Here is a 17,380-nt window from a genome sequence, read left to right as displayed (position 1 = left end):
AAAGTAAAAATCAGACGTAGGTCCGGCGGATACCTCTTTCCATCCCCCGGATAAGCCTGCGTATGAGTTTTGCTGAGAAACGATCAAGCGTTGAAGGGCTTCTGACGGATGCCTTGGCGTAGAGAGGCGATGAAGGACGTGGCAAGCTGCGATAAGAACCGGGGAGGCGCTAGCACCCTTTGATCCGGTTATTTCCGAATGGGGAAACCCACCTTTGCGGTCTTCCAACTCTGCTTTTCGGAGCAGCGATTGGTGGATCGCTAAAAGGTACAATGACCTGAATACATAGGGTTCATTGAGCGAACCCGGGGAACTGAAACATCTCAGTACCCGGAGGAAAGGACATCAACCGAGACTCCCGTAGTAGTGGCGAGCGAACCGGGACCAGGCCAGTGCTCTTGTGAAATAAAGTCGAACGGAATGGAAAGTCCGGCCATAGCGGGTGACAGCCCCGTAGACGTCAAACAGCAAGAGACTCGAGTAGGGCGGGACACGTGAAATCCTGTCTGAACATGGGGGGACCACCCTCCAAGCCTAAGTACTCCTCTACGACCGATAGTGAACAAGTACCGTGAGGGAAAGGTGAAAAGCACCCCGACAAGGGGAGTGAAACAGATCCTGAAATCGGAAGCCTACAAGCAGTCGGAGCCGCCAAGCGCGGTGACGGCGTACCTTTTGTATAATGGGTCAGCGACTTCATATGTCGAGCAAGCTTAAGTCGTTAGGTGTAGGCGCAGCGAAAGCGAGTCTGAATAGGGCGCTAAGTTCGACGTATGACGACCCGAAACCAGGTGATCTATCCATGAGCAGGATGAAGGTAAGGTAACACTTACTGGAGGTCCGAACCCGTGAATGTTGAAAAATTCTGGGATGACTTGTGGATAGGGGTGAAAGGCCAATCAAACCTGGACATAGCTGGTTCTCCGCGAAATCTATTTAGGTAGAGCGTCCGACGAATACCTTGGGGGGTAGAGCACTGGATGGTTGCGGGCTGCGCGAGCGGTACCAATACTAACCAAACTCCGAATACCCAAGAGTACTATCGGGCAGACACACGGCGGGTGCTAACGTCCGTCGTGAAAAGGGAAACAACCCTAACCATCATCTAAGGCCCCCAAGTCATGGCTAAGTGGGAAACGATGTGGGATTGCTTTGACAATCAGGAGGTTGGCTTAGAAGCAGCCATCCTTTAAAGAAAGCGTAACAGCTCACTGATCAAGCGATCCTGCGCGGAAAATGTAACGGGGCTAAAGCCATGCGCCGAAGATATGGGTTTGCAGTTTACTGCAAGCGGTAGCGGAGCGTTCCGTAAGCCTGTGAAGGTCAACCGTGAGGTTGGCTGGAGGTATCGGAAGTGAGAATGCTGACATGAGTAACGATAAACAGTGTGAGAAACACTGTCGCCGAAAGACCAAGGGTTCCTGCGTAAAGCTAATCTGCGCAGGGTTAGTCGGCCCCTAAGGCGAGGCTGAAAAGCGTAGTCGATGGGAAGCAGGTAAATATTCCTGCACCAGCTGGAAGTGACGGATGGCATAAGTCGTCGGGGCTTATTGGATTGTTCCCGGCGGTGGCGTTGTCCCTGGAAATAACTCCAGCAGAGACCGTACCCGAAACCGACACAGGTGGTCAGGTAGAGTATACCAAGGCGCTTGAGAGAACTGTGCTGAAGGAACTCGGCAAATTGCACGCGTAACTTCGGAATAAGCGTGACTCACCCTGGGCAACCAGGACTGAGTGGCACAAGCCAGGGGGTAGCGACTGTTTAGCAAAAACATAGGGCTCTGCGAAGCATCAATGCGACGTATAGGGTCTGACGCCTGCCCGGTGCCTGAAGGTTAAAGGGAGGAGTGAAAGCTCCGAACTGAAGCCCAGGTAAACGGCGGCCGTAACTATAACGGTCCTAAGGTAGCGAAATTCCTTGTCGGGTAAGTTCCGACCTGCACGAATGGCGTAACGACTTCCCCACTGTCTCCAGCACAGGCTCAGTGAAATTGAATTCCCCGTGAAGATGCGGGGTTCCCGCGGTCAGACGGAAAGACCCTATGAACCTTTACTATAGCTTCGCCTTGGCGTTAGCGACCGTATGTGTAGGATAGGTGGGAGGCTATGAAACCGGGGCGCCAGCTCTGGTGGAGCCATCCTTGAAATACCACCCTTACTGTCGTTGACGTCTAACCGAGGGCCGTTATCCGGTCCCGGGACATGGCGTGGTGGGTAGTTTGACTGGGGCGGTCGCCTCCCAAAGTGTAACGGAGGCGCGCGATGGTTAGCTCAGACCGGTCGGAAATCGGTCGTCGAGTGCAATGGCATAAGCTAGCCTGACTGCGAGACTGACAAGTCGAGCAGAGACGAAAGTCGGCCATAGTGATCCGGTGGTCCCGCGTGGAAGGGCCATCGCTCAACGGATAAAAGGTACTCTAGGGATAACAGGCTGATTTTGCCCAAGAGTCCATATCGACGGCAAAGTTTGGCACCTCGATGTCGGCTCATCACATCCTGGGGCTGGAGCAGGTCCCAAGGGTACGGCTGTTCGCCGTTTAAAGTGGTACGTGAGCTGGGTTCAGAACGTCGTGAGACAGTTTGGTCCCTATCTGCCGTGGGTGTTCGAAGCTTGAGAGGATCTGTCCCTAGTACGAGAGGACCGGGATGGACATACCTCTGGTGGACCTGTCATGGCGCCAGCCGTGCAGCAGGGTAGCTAAGTATGGAATAGATAACCGCTGAAAGCATCTAAGCGGGAAACTAACCTCAAAACAAGGCTTCGCTGAGGATCGTGGAAGACTACCACGTTGATAGGCCAGGTGTGGAAGCGCGGTGACGTGTGAAGCTTACTGGTACTAATAATCCGATCGGCTTGATCGTTTCTCAGCAAAACTCATTCGGTTTTTACTTGCCGAAATCAAAGACAATATCTTCTCATTCATGTGTGTCGGGTTGACCCGGTGGCTCTGTCGGAGGTTCCCCACCCGATCCCATTCCGAACTCGGTCGTTAAGCCCTCCAGAGCCGATGGTACTTCGTCTTAAGGCGCGGGAGAGTAGGTCGTCGCCGGGTCTACCCGACACACATGAATGATATCTCGAACCCTTCTTCCTTTACTCACCGCCTTGCCGCGGGATGGAGCAGCCCGGTAGCTCGTCAGGCTCATAACCTGAAGGTCGCAGGTTCAAATCCTGCTCCCGCACCCAAACATTTAAGCCGCTAGATCAATCGTCTAGCGGCTTTTTGCTGCCCGAAATCCAACGCCGCAAATCCGACCGTGGAAGCCACGTGGAAGCGCTTGGCGCGCAAATCCAGGCGGGGAGGGATGGCGCATCACGTCTTCGAGAGACGGCAAATACGCGCGCGCCCGCCGCCGTGCTGACGCCAGCAGAGGTCTAGCAGCGCAAAGTCTCAACCGCCTAGCTCCGGAATTCCTCCTCCGGGACGGCAAGATTGGGTGACTTCGACATTTAATCGTCGCCGCCGGTCGAGTCGGCGCGTCCCGCACGCAAGCGCAGTCCGTCTCTGAGTACCTTGATCTTGACCGCATCCTCTGCGGCCACGGCGGTATCATCGGCGTAGGCTTCGCTCGCCCTAAGAAGCCGCTCCAGATCGTACAACCCGTCATCGGCAGGACGGCTGTGGAACGAATATACTAAACCCGTCTCACCGTTTGAGACGGCCAGGAACCCGCTTGCGATCTTGGCCAAGGCTTTAGGATCGGCTTCGGCTTGGTCCATCAACCATTCCCGAACCACTACGGCGTCCTCAAGGAGCGCCCAAGCCGAAGTAATCTCGAAATATGAGGGCGCATTGGCTAGTGCGCCGCTTTCGGCCTCTGCCTGGATGAGGCTCAAGGCACGCCGACCCAACACGTCCAGCGCCTCGGAGGTGATCAGCGGGCCCGTTCGCATGCCTTCGGCCGGAAGCTGGCCGGCCTCGCGCGCACGCCAAACGAACAGACCAGCGATGGTGGCGGCCGACTCGGTGGCCATCATCGCCTGGGTCATAGCGCGGCTAGCCTCCTCGACGCCCCAAATCTCCAACATCCGGCGGACCAAGAAATGGTACTGGGCGTGAGGATGAACGACCATCATCGCGGGTCTCTCCGCGCGGTCGTGACGATGGATGGCGTCGGCGCTTTGCACTAGGGCAAGTAGCATCGCCAACTCCGGACTAAATGCCTCTTGTCCGGACAGTCGAAACTGGAGAGCATTGAGATAGTCTCCGACGAGGGAGGCACCAGTTTCGTCTACCGACGCAAGGGCATCGCGGATCGCGCGGTTCTGCACCTCCTGATCGCCGGGCGCGCTGACGGCCGCATCGACGACAGCGCGGGGAAGCTCGTGCGGAGAGGGAAAGAGAGAAAAGTAGGCGTTCAAACCGCGCGGCTCGGCGACGCCTTTGCGATTGACGGTCTCGGCCCAGCTTTCCGAAAAGCCGTAGTGCGCCCGATCACGGAGTATCGTGCTTCGCTGCGGAAAAAGCGTGCACATCAGATCAACTACGGCATCGCGACGGGCAGCCGGAACGCTCTCCCTAAAGCGTGCTGCCCACGCCTTTTTTTCATCGTCAGAGATATAGCCTCGTTCGTCGACAATCATCGATTGATTGGCGCGAATCCAGTCGAAAACACCGGGTTCGAAGAGCCTCAATCCCTCGAGAGCAAGGACGTCCGCTGGATCTATCTCACCCTCCAACGGCGGCCATGCGAACCGCAAAGCGTTACTGAAGCGGATAACGTCGCGGGGGTGCTGAATCCATCGTTGAAGTCCCGACTCGATGATCGCATTCCAACGATAGCCTGGCCGGATTGACTGTAGGATAAACTGCGTCTCGCGTTCCAGCTTGCGCAGAAGCGCTCTACCTGTGGCGTGAGGCAACTCGACCTCATGTTGAACGATCTTTTCCGCAAACGTCGGCTCGCCGTCGCGCTTCGCGTCGGCCTCTTCTAAGGCCCGCCAGACGATCCGACGGTCGTAGGCCAGAAAGTGGATGACGTTCGGTAGTTGGCCGACCGATTTCACCATCTGCATAATGGTCCGGATCTCAGAACTCTCCAGCCGGTCAATGTCGTCGATAAAGATCAAAAACCGGCGACGGCTCTTGAAAATACGTCGGACCAAATCGGCGTGAGCGGCTTGAAGAGTTGGCTCCTTGAGCCAGGCGTTGACGGTCTGGTTCATCGCCTGCTTTGCAATCTCTCCGCCGGCGTCGATGGCGATCCTGTCCCCGGGGTTGGACGCGACCGCGACCGTGACGGCGGCTTTAACCAGTGGGTCGACGACCATTTTTGCGGCCCTGCCAGAAAACCTCTTGGCGCGCTTCAACTGGTCGGCGGGTTCCTTTATTTTATCTGCTAGGACCCGAAAGAAAGTGGCGATCAGATCGTCGTGACCGGAGACCATCCAGGGCTGGAAATCGACAAGCTCCAGGGGCGTGTCGGTGTCCTTGTTCGCCTCCCGTACAAAATGCCGAACGAAATTAAGGGCAGTGGTTTTTCCTGATCCCCACGAGCCGTGGAGCCCCAAAACATAGCCCCGGGGTGCCTCCAGTTGCAGAAGCACTTCGGCTAGATGCTTTGCGAAGGGCCGGTAGCCATAGGCGTCGTCAGACCAAGGATCAGTCCCGGGCCAATCATCTGAAAACTGAAATTTCGACATGCGGCGGTTGGCTCGGCTCGATTGTTTGGAGCTTATAACGCCGCTCCCCAAGAAGTAGAGTGCGGCTCAGCTTGCGGAAAACGCAAGTTGCCTTCGGACGCAGGCGTGACGCTCTTGGGTGACGAGCGCGACCATGGCGCATTCGAGCACCGCTAAGACGGTGCGAGGTGTTTGGAGAGCCCCGGTGCGTCACCGATTAGGAGGGCTTCCCTGTAATCGGGCCAGCCGCCATGCCCCTGTTCGCCTTCTGGAGCGTCTTGCGCGACAGTGGCTGACGCGGGCCACGACCGCGCCCGTGAACGCGCACGGGAGAGCATGATGGCGGAGTACCACGTTGGGCTTGACGTCTCGCTGGACGAGACGAGCGTCTGTGTCGTCGATCAGGACGGCAAGGTTCTGAAGGAATGCAAGGCGGCCACCGAGCCGACGGACATCGCCCAGGCGATCTCCATCTACGCCGACGACGTCGCCCGCGTGGGGCTCGAAGCTCAGTCCTTGTCACCCTGGCTCTACACCGAACTGCGGGCGCTGGGCCTTCCGGTGATCGTCGTTGAGACGCAGCATATGAAGGCGGCGCTGCGGGCTCAGCGCAACAAGACCGACAAGAACGACGCACGCGGAATCGCCCAGATGATGCGTATGGGCTGGTTCCGCCGGGTGCACGTGAAGAGCCACGACAGCATGCAGCTGCGTGTTCTGCTGTCGAACCGGCGTCTGTTGAAGCGCAAGTTCCTGGACGTCGAGAACGAGCTGCGCGGCACCCTGAAGGCCTTCGGGATCAGGATCGGCAAGGTCAGTCGGGGACGCTTCGAAGCCCGTACCACTGAGCTCCTCGACGGCGCCGACCCAACGTTGCGAGGCATGGTGATCAGCATGCTGAGGGTCCGCCGGATGCTCTGGGACGAGTGCCTGAAGCTGCACGCATTGCTCGTCCGGACGGTGCGCGATGACCCTGTCTGCCGACGCTTCATGACAGTCCCTGGTGTCGGTCCGGTTGTCGCGCTGACCTTCCGGACCGCCGTCGATGACCCGCACCGGTTCAGTCGATCCCGCACCGTCGGCGCCCACTTCGGTCTCACACCGCGCAAGTTCCAGTCCGGCACGATCGACTACGACGGGCGCATCTCCAAGTGCGGAGACGGCGAGGTCCGAACAGCTCTCTACGAGGCCGCCAGCAGCCTGCTCGTGCGCTGTAAGACGTCCTCGGAACTGCGGAGCTGGGGGCTCAGCCTGGTGAAACGGCGGGGCCACAACAAGGCTCTAGTCGCCGTCGCCCGCAAGCTCGCCACCCTTCTTCATCGCATGTGGCTGGACGGGACCGACTTCCGCCCGGCCGCCGTCTGACCCGCAAAAGGATGTGCGCATGACCCTCTGAACCAGTTCACCCGGATCCGCTTCGGCGGAACAACGCCCGTGACGGGGCCGCGGGTCGGGGACGACGATCGCTATCTTGCCTGTGCCGCCCAGCGAGCACGCGTAGAGTGCTTGGCCGTCCCCAGATCCCTCTGAGACCAGCCTGAGCCGACCTCTGTGCCGAGCTCGTAGTATTGCATGGACCGTCACGCAGCGCTGTCGAGCATCAGGATAGATACGCGCGTATTTTGCGCAGAAAGGAGTAGTGCTATGATGTCAGGAATACACCACCCTGGAAGCCTACGATTAGTATGGCAGGATAAAAGCCGCAAGGTGCGGTTGGGGGTGGGGTGAATATTATTCGTTACATTACAAGATGATAAGATAAGGTGTGCGCCGAGCGCGCACCTTGAATCGGCACCCATCTCTTTGAAACGACGCGGTAAATCGCGCCTTTTCTTTGCGTCGCGGCTATCGGAGAGGGCCGGACCGCTTTCGGCCGGTCAAGGGCGGCTGCGCCGTCGCGGGGCGATGAGCGCGTGCCGCGCTCACCCCTGACAGTCCTCCCACGGCCCGGCGTTGGTCCGCCATGGCGACGTTGGTGAGGTCAGGCTTTCATCCGAACGCCAGGCCCGCCTGAGGCGTCTGCGGGTATGAAGATCACGCCGGATTCTTCGAGGGCCTGCTGCACCTTATCCAGAGTGCGAGATTGCATGTCGCCGCGTCCGGACTCGAATCTCTGGATCGTTGAGGGAGCAACGCCAGCTTCCTGTGCCAGTTCTCTTACGCCCAGCCCTACAGCGGTGCGCGCCAGTTTGACCTGAAGAGGTGTGATAGTCGGCACGGTGTGCTCCTATGTGAATACACCGTATTGACAATGTCGGGTCGGTGTGATCATCTTCGCGTACATCGTGCTGAAATACTAGCGGGCGGCCGCCGCTCGCTTGCCGTGCCGTCTTCACGGAAGGACCCCGCATGTCTGCCGATCAGGTTCCATCCTGGCATCAGCAATGGCTGGCGCTCAACGACGCCTACGTCCGACAGCTAGACACTTGGGCGGTGGCCTTGGCGCGCCTTGAGCGCGAGCCGGGTTGGTTTGCCAAGTCAGACGCGGATCGCGACGAGGCGGAACGGGCCAGCGGGCTTACTGACCTCAGCACTCGTCTACGGCTGATAGACCGCCGCTTGCGTCGCTGGTTGCGCTTCCTGCCCAAGACACCGGCTCGGGATGTCGAGGGTGTCGTTGCGAATCTCCAGGTCGCCGAACGCCTGCTGGCGCCGGAGGAAAATCGCATCGTGCATGGGCTGATCGTCCGCGCTGCCCGCGACCTCTCACGCCTGAAGCATACGTCGTGACCCGCGCTCGTCGGCGCCCCGATAGACGTTTGGCCCAGGTGCTTGCGGGGAACGCCCGGGCTTTCAGGGAAATAGCGCAAGCCGGAAACTCGGAGATCGACGGGTTCCGCGCCTACTATCTGGCTATCGCCATTGAGCTGGCTCTGAAGGCCTATCTTCTCCAGTGCGGGATCACGGACGACTGGAACCGCATTCATCTGCGACATGATCTACACAAGGCGATGAGATGCGCTCGTATGGCAGGCCTGCGCCATCTGCCGGATGCACTTCCTCACCTGATCACCGCCCTCAGCCCGCTGTATGCTTCTGGGGCGTTGTCATTTGGCCAAGGCAGGCCCGTGCTCCTGATGACGCCGGAAGCCGCCGATGAGGTTGTCGGCGGCCTTCTATCGGCTGTTGCAACCGCCATGGATGACAACGAGCAGGCAGACACATGAACCGCCAGAAGGCCTCGTCACGATGCTGTTTAAAGCGCTCGGCAGTCCCTGATCAGAAGCGCGCCCTCGCCAGGGCGATCCTGGAACTCCCGGCCGATCTGCGGGACGTATTCCTGCTGTACCGGATCGCGGGACTGTCCTTTGAAGCGATCGGCCAACAACTCGGCATCGAGCGCACCGTGGTTCAGGCCTATCTGGCGGAAGCCTTGGCGCGGATAGTTCGCGCGGCACCCGCTGATGATGTCTGACGTTGGGCAGGGGCTAGCCGATCCTTGCTGGCAGCCTGTCCGCTAAATCACCGACGTCAATGTATGGCAAAGGACGTTCTTTGACTCAAAGCGGCGGTTCGAACCGTCTGCTTGTCGGGACGCGCTGATCGACAATCATTGGCGTCGTCCATTCTCCGGCCGGTTATTCAAATGCGCTGTCAGTTCCTATCCTTCAGTCCGGCCTAGTTGACCTCTCGGCCGGACCGGCGACGGGCGGCAAACTCGATCCGGCTGGCCTGTATTGGCGCTGTCGGTGTGCGACAGATCCCGGTAGTGGCCGGCCGCTTTGGCGGCAAAGCCCTAAAATCGACCAAGCCCGCCTGGCTGGCGAAGGCCCTCTAGCTTTCGTCGAGCGGCCGGCACGCTCACCGAGCGTGGGACCGCCATTCCAAAATCAAGCCAGTGGATGACCGAATAGTAGCGGCTCTCCGCATTGGCCTGGAAGTGGTCGAACACCGCCTTGATCCTTTTCACGGGAAGATCCCGAACACATCTCAAGGCCGTTGCCTCCCTGACGCTGTCATCCGCACTGGCGAACAGTTGCAAGAGCAGGGTGTTGCCGACCTTTGCCCACGTCTTTTGCGGCGTCTCCAAGATTAACCGAGTTTGGACAGCCGGAGCTGGCTCGATCGCCAAGAGCTGGAGCCAAGCCCCTTTGGCCAAGGCGATTAAAGCCTCGGCCGCCCAACTATACTCTGCACGGCGGTCGTTGATCGAAAGAAGGGTGGGGGGCGGTGCGCCGCGACGTTCTTGGGTCGCCTGGACTATCCGAGCAGCGTCGCTCCAGTCGCCGACCACGCCGAGATAAGCATAAGCGGCTTCAGGGAGTTCGACCCTCGCGTCTGCAAAAGCAGCCCGAATACGGTCAAGGTCTTCGGGCTCTCGTCGCGCCGCGAGGGAGGCGAGCGCCTGCACATACATTGCAAGCGCGTCATCTTCCGTCCTCGGTTCAGAATGTTGTTCGTAATCGGGCTGTAAGACCTTCAAATCGATGTGGCCCTTAAGATCGACCACCGCTCGCAGAAGTCCTGGTTTCTCGACCACACCACTTAGTGTGAGGACAGCCGCCGCGTCCTTATCGCGCTCGACCGCAAGACGTTGTTGCTCCTCTGTCCATTTCTGAAGCGAGCGTCGACGATAAAAGGCCCACTGCGCCGAGCCCGATAGACTGACCGGCATACCCAGTCCGAAAAGGGCATTCCTGGCAGGGCGCACCAAGATGTTCCTGACGTCGTCTGGTGAGAGCGTTTCACCGGCGCTTTCTAGCGCGGAGATCGCGGCTGCTCGGACGTCTGGATCTGCATCCCGGGTCAGGGCGCGCGCCCAGTCTAGACCGCTCTCCGGCAGACGGGTCAATTCCCCGAGCGCCGCAAGCCGCACGGCCGGCGCGCGATGGCCGAGGGCTTCGACAATCCAGTCCGGATCGACCGCGCCGGAGACCGTGAAGATTTGAGAGACGAGAGCTCCAGGGGGTGCGGAAGGAGCGAGGTCGATCAGGGCCCTGAATGCCTTCACCCGGTCCACCCGGGCGAGAATGGCTAAGATCGCCGCCCCTGCCTCATCGATCTGGCCGGCGGCCGTGTTGGCTTGGGCGGCCCAAAGGGCGGGCAGATCGACCGCCAAGCCATGCTCCGTCAAATAGCGAAACATCGCCGTTCGGACGTCGCGGGCCTCAGAGCCGTCAAGGAGATTCTCGACCACCGCGTCGCGCGAAAACAACGGGCTCTCCAGGTCACCGCCAATGAGCTGGAGAGCGGAAATCGCTCCGACTTGTTCGGTCGAACGGGACCTGAGCACCGCTGCGTTCGTTAGTTGGCTAGCGGGTGCCTCAGCGCCGCGCATCAGCCAGGTCCAGAGCGGAGCCGTCTTCGATCCGTAGTGATCCAGACCGGCCGCAATCAAGCCGTCGATCTCATCCTCGCCGAAGAGGGAAGTCGGGCAGTCGCTGTACAGGACATTGGCGTCGTGCACGCCGAGTGCCCGCGCATCGTTACTACTGGTGTGAGAGAGAAGACCCAGCAAGCGAAGGCGCGCTACCTCCGCAGCAGACAGTCTGCCATTCTCTCGGGTGGCGCTGGCGACGGCGGCCAAAAACGCAGCGCCGGGCTCCGAGAAGACACGCTGGTGGCCTTCGTGGGCCGGGGATGGCGTAGTGACGGGCTCTGCCACGTCTTCACGGGTCGTGCGGTTGTCCGCCTCCGCGACACCGTGAATCCATGCCGCGAGGTAGGCGCGCAGCTGCTGCTGTAGATCGCCGACGCCGTCGAAGATCTTATAGAAGACGGGCTTCTCGCTATCGAGTTCTTGGCGGAATGCGACGACCTTCTGCAGGTCCGGCCCGGCGTCTCGGAGGATGTCGTCCGGGACGGTTTGGAAGAAAACCATCATCTCCGGGGCACCTGAAGCCTGACGACGCTTCAGGGATCGACGGTATTCTTCCTCGAAGCCGGAGGTGGCGTTGCTGGCCCCTGCCGGCGGCGAGCCCCACGACCGGTTCAACATGCCGATGAACAGGTCCGATCGATCCAGCTCCTGATTGAGCCTCTCCTGGGGGTTGCCGAACCCAGGAACGCTGTCTTCGTAGCGCACTACGTCTAAGTGATAGCCAGCCCGATGAGCGAAGAGCCGATTCATCTCCTCGACAGTCGCTTGGACGGCGTTTCGCTCCTCAGCGAGTCCGCCAGGGGAGCCAATGAAGACCGTCAATGTCCGTCTGAACTTCAAGCGTCTCGCCACCCAGCCGCCCCACGGCGCGCAGCATGGAGGATGAGCTGAGTCTCATAGCCCACAAAGCCCCAACGGGTGGCGACGGTAACGGTGCCGGCGGGTTGTTTCAGACCATGTGACGTGCCCCTGAGTTTTCATCCAGCGGCGACCAGAGTCCTTGGGTTAGTTACGCCTCGCAGCGTGGGGTGAGCAACAGGCCGGGCCGCGCAGCTTTCATCCTGCGCAGCGGGTCGGCCTGTTGCGGTCAGACTGGCGGCAAAAGCCTCCGGGGTGAGGTAGCCGATCGACGAGTGCGGCCGGCGGGTGTTGTAGTCCAGCGCCCAGGCGGCGACCTTCTGGCGGGCGTGATCCAGGCTGAAGAACAGGCTCTCGTTGAGCAGTTCGTCGCGCATCCGGCCGTTGAAGGATTCCACAAACCCGTTCTGGGTCGGCTTGCCCGGCGCGATGTAGTGCCAGTCGACGCCATGATCCTGCGCCCAGGCCAGGATGGCGGTGGACGTGAACTCCGTGCCGTTGTCGCTGACGATCATGGCGGGACGGCCCCGCCGAGCGATCAGCGCTGTCAGCTCTCGCGCGACGCGGCGTCCCGAGATCGAGGTGTCGGGGATCGCCGCCAGGCACTCGCGGGTGACGTCGTCGACCACGTTGAGAATGCGGAAGCGGCGGCCCGTGGCGAACTGGTCGTGCACAAAGTCCAGCGACCAGCGGGCGTTCGGCCTGGCCTCGACCAGGATCGGCGCGCGCGTGCCCATGGCGCGACGACGTGAGCGGCGCTTGCGCACCGTCAGGCCTTCCTCGCGATAGAGCCGGTAGATCCGGTTCTTGCCCGAGGGCTCTCCCTCACGCCGCAGCAGCACGAACAGCCGCCGATAGCCGAACCGTCGCCGCTCGACAGCCAGGGCGCGCAGCCGCTCCCGCAGCGCCGTGTCCGGCTGTCGGCAGGAGCGATAGCGCACCGACTTACGGTCCGCCTTGATGATGGAGCAGGCCCGTCGCTCGCTGACGCCGAACGCCGCCTTCAGATGGGCGACGGCCTGGCGCAGCGCCGCGGGCCCTACCACTTTTTTGACAGCAGATCGTTCAACGCGGCTTTGTCGAGCATGGCGTCGGCCAGCAGGCGCTTCAGCTTTCCGTTCTCGTCTTCCAGGGCCCGGAGGCGCTGGGCGTCCGACACGCTCATCCCGCCGAACTTGGCCTTCCAGGCGTAGATCGTGCCCTCCGACACGCCGTGCTTGCGCGCCAGCTCGCCCGCTTTGGCGCCGGCCTCGTTCTCCCGCAGGATCCCGATGATCTGCTCTTCCGTGAATCTCGCTCGTTTCATTCCGTCCGTCCTTTCAAGGGCCGGACTCTAGCTCCACGTGGAGGAAATTCTCAGGGGCACGTCACATGCGAGTGAAACGCCTGAAGGGCGCTCAAATGTCCACTTCCGAACAGGTCCGAATCTCTGCATCTGGCGCCAAGCGGCATCACCGTGATTGTCTCCTAGGCGACTTGTGGTGTGTGAATCGCTTGGGCTGTCACGGCGCTAGGGCAGCGGCTACTCGGTCAGAACGCGCGGGGCGTTAGCGGCGTGAACTCCGCGCGCTCGCAGCGACCGTCTATTTCACGGTATCCTTCCCCTGGCGCTGGAGAAATACTGCGAAACTGGCCTGTCACTCGATTTACAGAGGTCACGCCGGCTGCGTTTTCAAAGATGATCTCGCCCTCGGTGACTTTGTAGATTTCTGACCGAACGGTGCAGTTCTTCCAGCAATAGACGTTCGCTCCAAGGTCCACCCTGATCCTATCCTCCCAACGGCGAGATGGGGTGGTGGTCGTTTTCTGTGTTCCTACGCACACCAGATCGAACCTACCGGCTGACTGTTGTGGCACAGTCAACGCGATCATCATGATACCGACGACGAATTTCATGCCATCCCCCCAAAGACCACCGTCGTTTATCCAGTGTGAGGGATCAAGTGGCGCTGGCCAAAGGTCAACCTTCTGGCGATGTAGGGATGTCCGCTTGTGGCGCTCGCCGGCCGATCATTTCAGCCCTGTCGAGGCCAGTTTCCCCGATATGAAATACCCCCTAATCGGCTTCATTGAAGCCTCCGGCCCTGCTGCCAACTACCGCACCGTCCTAGATCGAGAGGCTCCAGCGTTCGGCCAGGAACGTCGCGGTGTAGCGCCGCTCATCGACCTTGGATTTCTTCAGGGCTTTCAAACCTGCAGTCAGGTCCTCGAGGGCGGCTAGACTAGCGCGGGCGACCCAGCTTGCGGCATGGTCCTGATTGTCCCTGAGCCAGTCCCGACCGGTCTTCTGATCGAGCAGTGGTAGGATCAGAGTACGGACGGCGCGATCGGGCGCCTTGGAAAAACCGGCCGCCTTTAGGAAGTCCCTGCCGCCGCGCATGACAATCTTGATAACCTGTTTGGGATCTTTGCCTTCCAAAGCTTCTCCCAATTCGACCTGGAGCGCCTTCGATTGCCGAGACCCGAGCAAGCCAAGCAGGTCGAACCAGTGGTTCCGCATCTCGCGCCCCCCCTCTTGGGCGAGAAGCAGGGTCGTAATCTTCAGCGCCTCCTGAAGCGGCGACTTGCCGTCGAAGCGGAAGCTCGGGTCGTCGATCAACTTGCGGCCGAGGTCGAGAGGTTCACGGCCGAGCCGGATAGCTTCGGTCCATTGTTCCGTCGTCGCCTTCCGGACCCGCTCCCGCATCATTTGGGCGGCCTTCACGGCGTCGTCGCCGCCGCGCCGGGTCAGATAGGCGACCGCTTCCGCCATGGGTTCGCCGAGCGGCGCGCTTTCGATCGACGCCAAGAGGTCGGCCCGCTTGTGGAGCTGGTCGAGGAAGGTCTCGCGCAGCTTGTATGGAACGGCGAGCTTGTACTGGAGCAGCCGCGCGAACACCGGCTCCGGGTCAAATTCCCCTAGCATGTCAGCCTCGACCGCGCTGGCAATCAGGGGCTCGACGAAGGTCTGGTTCGAATAGGCGGCACCGTGCGAGCCCCACAGTAGGGGCACGAGATCGTCAGCGAAATAGTATCTCAGGGCCGCCACGACTCGGCGCGGATGGGAGGGATCACGCCTCGCATACTCCCGCCAGCCTATACTTGGTGTCTTTATCACCTCGCCCCGCTGTACCAGCAGGGCGGCCACGAGCGCCGCATTGTCCCAAGCCTCTGCAGAGATGGCCTCGTCCAGCCGAGCGTTGAGCACACCCTCGTCGGCGAGCGCCATTAGGCGCGCCTCACCCTGGGTGAAGCCGCCGAAGGACAGGTCCGCCAGCACCCTTAGACCCGACATCATGTCCCCGCCCATGGAGCCCGGGTCCCGAACCAGACGCTCAGCGGTCTCGGCGATCACGTCGAAGTCGATCTCCCCCTCGTATAAATCCGCGCCGCCGGTCAGGGTGAAGAGTCGTACCACCGGCGGGATCAGCTCTTGGGCGTCGTTCGTGGCCAGCATGGTGACGATCGCCGGGCCCAGCGCGGCACCCTCGATCTCGGTCCGCAATCGACGCCAGACCCGGCTGCCAGACAGGGCGCTCAGACGTTTTAGGAAGGGTTCAGGGTCCAAGGCGAGGGCGAAAGTTGGAAGGGGCACCTTGTTGCGCTCGGCGAAGCCTATGAGTGCCTCCGCCCCGGTCCGGATGAGGGTCGCCTCGGCGGCAGTGGTCGGGGTTTGCGTCAGTTGCCGCTCGAACAGGGACGTCGCGGCGTCCATGAAGGCCTGTCTCGCCTCCGCCTCGACATGGGAGCTCAGCAGGTCAACCGCTGGCAGCAGCTTGGCCGGCGGGTTCGCCGATGGAGCAAGAACGATGAACCGAGCAATAAGATTTCGCCAGGCATTGACCGCCCACTGCTGTTCGCCCGGCTTCGCGGCGGCAAGAATGAAGACGGCATGGCTGAGAACAGTGAAGGGCGTTCCCGTCGTCGTCGGTTCGGGCAGGGCACCCGTGATGAACTCCAAAGTCTCGCCGAACCCGGGCACGGCTGCGAGGCCGGTCACGACGGCCTCATCGCGACGCAGGATCGCCTTCCTGATCGGCTCGCCCAGCAAGACCTGGCCCGCCACCTCCGGCTCGACGCCGTAGTAGAGAGCCGCCAACTGGCGCGCCCAGTCCGGGGCCACGTCCTCGATTTCGGCGTCGGCCGATTGAAGGAACTCCAGAAGCCCTCCGTCGATCTCGTCACGCCGGATCACATAGAGGGCCATGACCTCGACGGGGATGCTGGAGTGTGACCACTGGAGATAGAGGGCACCGACCCGGTTAAGTAGTTTGTTGATCTCTCTCGGAGTAACCGCCGACGGTCTGAGTGCCGTCTCGCCAGCCGCGGCCTGGAGGCGCTCCAGCCGGCTCTCGAACAGACGGCGCGTCCAGAAGCCCCAACTGTCCTGATAAGCCTCCTTGAACATCCATTTCATCTGGGCCTGCAGGAAATCCCGCCAGTCGGAACGGACCGGTTCCGTCACCTCGAAGGTGACGTCGAAGGTCTTGTCCATAAAGGATCGCGCCCGTTCCTTGCCCAAGGCTTTGCTGGCCTCGTCGGTCCCACTGAACAGCGCCTCGACGGCGTGCCGGTCGATCGGAAGGATGACGGTCGGGTGGACCGGCTCATGCCGCCCGTGCTCGGTATCGTCCGCTGTGTGGAAGAAGCTGCGGATGGTGGCCCACATGGCCAAGGCTTCGTCCTCGGCGACGCGATCGAGGTTGTCGATGACAATGACGAGGCGATGCCCGGCTTCCTGGACCGCGCGCATAGCCCGCTGGAACTCCCGACCGAACTCCAGCGAGGTTGGTTCGACCGACCGGAATGTCTGAGTTCGGCTCGAGCGCGACTGGGCGTTGGTGAAGAGCTGGAAAGTCTCGCGAGGCTCCCCGTCCTCATCGAGATCTCGCCAGAACTCCCAACGTAACAGGCCCGGCGCGAACGCCGTCCGCCAAGGGCGGCGCCATAGATAAACGCAGACAGCGGAGAGCGCCGGCATGGCCGTCAGGAAAACGCCGAGACCGAGGCTCCAGCGCCCGAGTGGCGACGCCTCCATCCCAAATGCGGCTTCCAGGGTGTCATAGCCGATCAGGCCGAGGCCGATCGGCACGGGCAGGAGAGAAAGGCCGACCCATTTGGCGTCCTTAGACAGTTCCGGCGTCTCGATCGTGCGGGTGTCCTCGATTGGTGTGCTGAGCCTCTTGAGGCGGCGAACCCATCGTTGTGTCAGCACGCCCCGCCGCCAAAGCCGAAGGATCATCTCTTCGAGGAAGGAACGTCGCAGCGGATCGCTTTGGTGCATCCAGGCGTCGTAGAGAAACACCCTGAAGACCTCGCCTTCTCGGGTCTCTAGGGTCTCGATCACCTTCTCCGCGACGGTCGACTTGCCGCTACCCCAGCGACCGAGCAGGCCGATGACCTTAATCTCCGGATTATCCTCGATCGCCGAGACGATGGCCTGTGCAATGCGGGTGTGGCTGCGGAAAAAGTCGTCTTCCGCCGGAACGTCCGGAATGAAGCGCAACCGCGCCGCGGGCGTGCCCGCCTTTTCGTTGCCCCTCACGTTTCCCCCGAAACGTTGCCAAGCCGCCCGTCCTGACCTTCGCCGGCTAGCTGAA

General features: G+C 61.0%; 10 protein-coding genes, 1 tRNA gene, 2 rRNA genes and 1 pseudogene. 7 read left to right on the top strand and 7 right to left on the bottom strand.

Annotation, left to right across the window (positions count from 1 at the left end; translation table 11 throughout):
• The first annotated feature begins 81 nt into the window (after positions 1-81).
• The 3 genes from RSD66_RS11790 (at position 82) to RSD66_RS11780 (ending at position 3,187) form a co-directional block, all read left to right on the top strand.
• A 23S ribosomal RNA gene (locus tag RSD66_RS11790) occupies positions 82-2,862 on the top strand.
• 76 nt (positions 2,863-2,938) lie between these two features.
• Positions 2,939-3,053: ribosomal RNA gene (rrf, locus tag RSD66_RS11785) — 5S ribosomal RNA — on the top strand.
• A gap of 57 nt (positions 3,054-3,110) precedes the next feature.
• Positions 3,111-3,187, top strand: a tRNA-Met gene (locus RSD66_RS11780).
• A gap of 264 nt (positions 3,188-3,451) precedes the next feature.
• Here RSD66_RS11780 and RSD66_RS11775 read toward each other — a convergent pair.
• A complete protein-coding gene (locus RSD66_RS11775; protein WP_415287940.1) occupies positions 3,452-5,644 on the bottom strand; it encodes a P-loop NTPase fold protein in 2,193 nt (730 codons plus the stop codon).
• A 315-nt stretch (positions 5,645-5,959) separates the two neighbouring features.
• Here RSD66_RS11775 and RSD66_RS11770 point away from each other — a divergent pair, with 315 nt between their 5' ends.
• Positions 5,960-6,988, top strand: coding sequence for an IS110 family transposase (locus RSD66_RS11770; RefSeq protein ID WP_415287939.1), 1,029 nt, complete (start codon positions 5,960-5,962; stop codon positions 6,986-6,988).
• Positions 6,989-7,604: 616 nt separating this feature from the next.
• Here RSD66_RS11770 and RSD66_RS11765 read toward each other — a convergent pair.
• The gene (locus RSD66_RS11765) at positions 7,605-7,841 is read right to left on the bottom strand and encodes a helix-turn-helix domain-containing protein (RefSeq protein WP_415287937.1); all 237 of its coding nucleotides are present in this window, start codon (positions 7,839-7,841) and stop codon (positions 7,605-7,607) included.
• Between the two features lie 131 nt (positions 7,842-7,972).
• Here RSD66_RS11765 and RSD66_RS11760 point away from each other — a divergent pair, with 131 nt between their 5' ends.
• The 3 genes from RSD66_RS11760 to RSD66_RS11750 are packed head-to-tail and all read left to right on the top strand — an operon-like array spanning position 7,973 to position 9,038.
• Entirely contained in the window at positions 7,973-8,353 is a 381-nt protein-coding gene (locus tag RSD66_RS11760; protein ID WP_415287936.1) for a hypothetical protein, read from the top strand.
• Positions 8,354-8,382: 29 nt separating this feature from the next.
• Positions 8,383-8,790 carry a hypothetical protein gene (locus RSD66_RS11755; RefSeq protein ID WP_415287934.1) on the top strand — a complete coding sequence of 136 codons (408 nt, stop codon included), beginning with the start codon at positions 8,383-8,385 and terminating at the stop codon, positions 8,788-8,790.
• Positions 8,787-9,038 (top strand): sigma factor-like helix-turn-helix DNA-binding protein, encoded by a 252-nt coding sequence (locus tag RSD66_RS11750; protein ID WP_415287932.1) that lies wholly within the window; start codon positions 8,787-8,789, stop codon positions 9,036-9,038. Before RSD66_RS11755 ends, RSD66_RS11750 begins: the two co-directional genes overlap by 4 nt.
• Before the next feature lie 321 nt (positions 9,039-9,359).
• Here RSD66_RS11750 and RSD66_RS11745 read toward each other — a convergent pair whose 3' ends face one another.
• From RSD66_RS11745 to RSD66_RS11725, 5 genes and pseudogenes are all read right to left on the bottom strand, one after another.
• The gene (locus tag RSD66_RS11745; protein WP_415287930.1) at positions 9,360-11,765 is read right to left on the bottom strand and encodes a DUF4062 domain-containing protein; all 2,406 of its coding nucleotides are present in this window, start codon (positions 11,763-11,765) and stop codon (positions 9,360-9,362) included.
• Positions 11,766-11,920: 155 nt separating this feature from the next.
• Positions 11,921-12,856 (bottom strand): annotated as a pseudogene (locus tag RSD66_RS11740) (IS3 family transposase); the annotation flags it as partial.
• A complete protein-coding gene (locus tag RSD66_RS11735) occupies positions 12,841-13,107 on the bottom strand; it encodes an IS3 family transposase (protein ID WP_003170335.1) in 267 nt (88 codons plus the stop codon). The gene RSD66_RS11735 and the pseudogene RSD66_RS11740, both read right to left, overlap by 16 nt.
• A gap of 224 nt (positions 13,108-13,331) precedes the next feature.
• Complete coding sequence (locus RSD66_RS11730; RefSeq protein WP_415287927.1) at positions 13,332-13,697, bottom strand: hypothetical protein; 366 nt, start codon at positions 13,695-13,697, stop codon at positions 13,332-13,334.
• A 211-nt stretch (positions 13,698-13,908) separates the two neighbouring features.
• Positions 13,909-17,325: a P-loop NTPase fold protein gene (locus tag RSD66_RS11725; RefSeq protein WP_415287925.1), complete on the bottom strand. Its 3,417-nt coding sequence runs from the start codon at positions 17,323-17,325 to the stop codon at positions 13,909-13,911.
• Positions 17,326-17,380: the final 55 nt, after the last annotated feature.

This window comes from Brevundimonas sp. S1H14, assembly GCF_047716865.1.
Lineage (GTDB): Bacteria > Pseudomonadota > Alphaproteobacteria > Caulobacterales > Caulobacteraceae > Brevundimonas > Brevundimonas naejangsanensis.
Note: the sequence above shows the minus strand (reverse complement) of the source record. Positions and strands in the feature narration are given on the sequence as shown.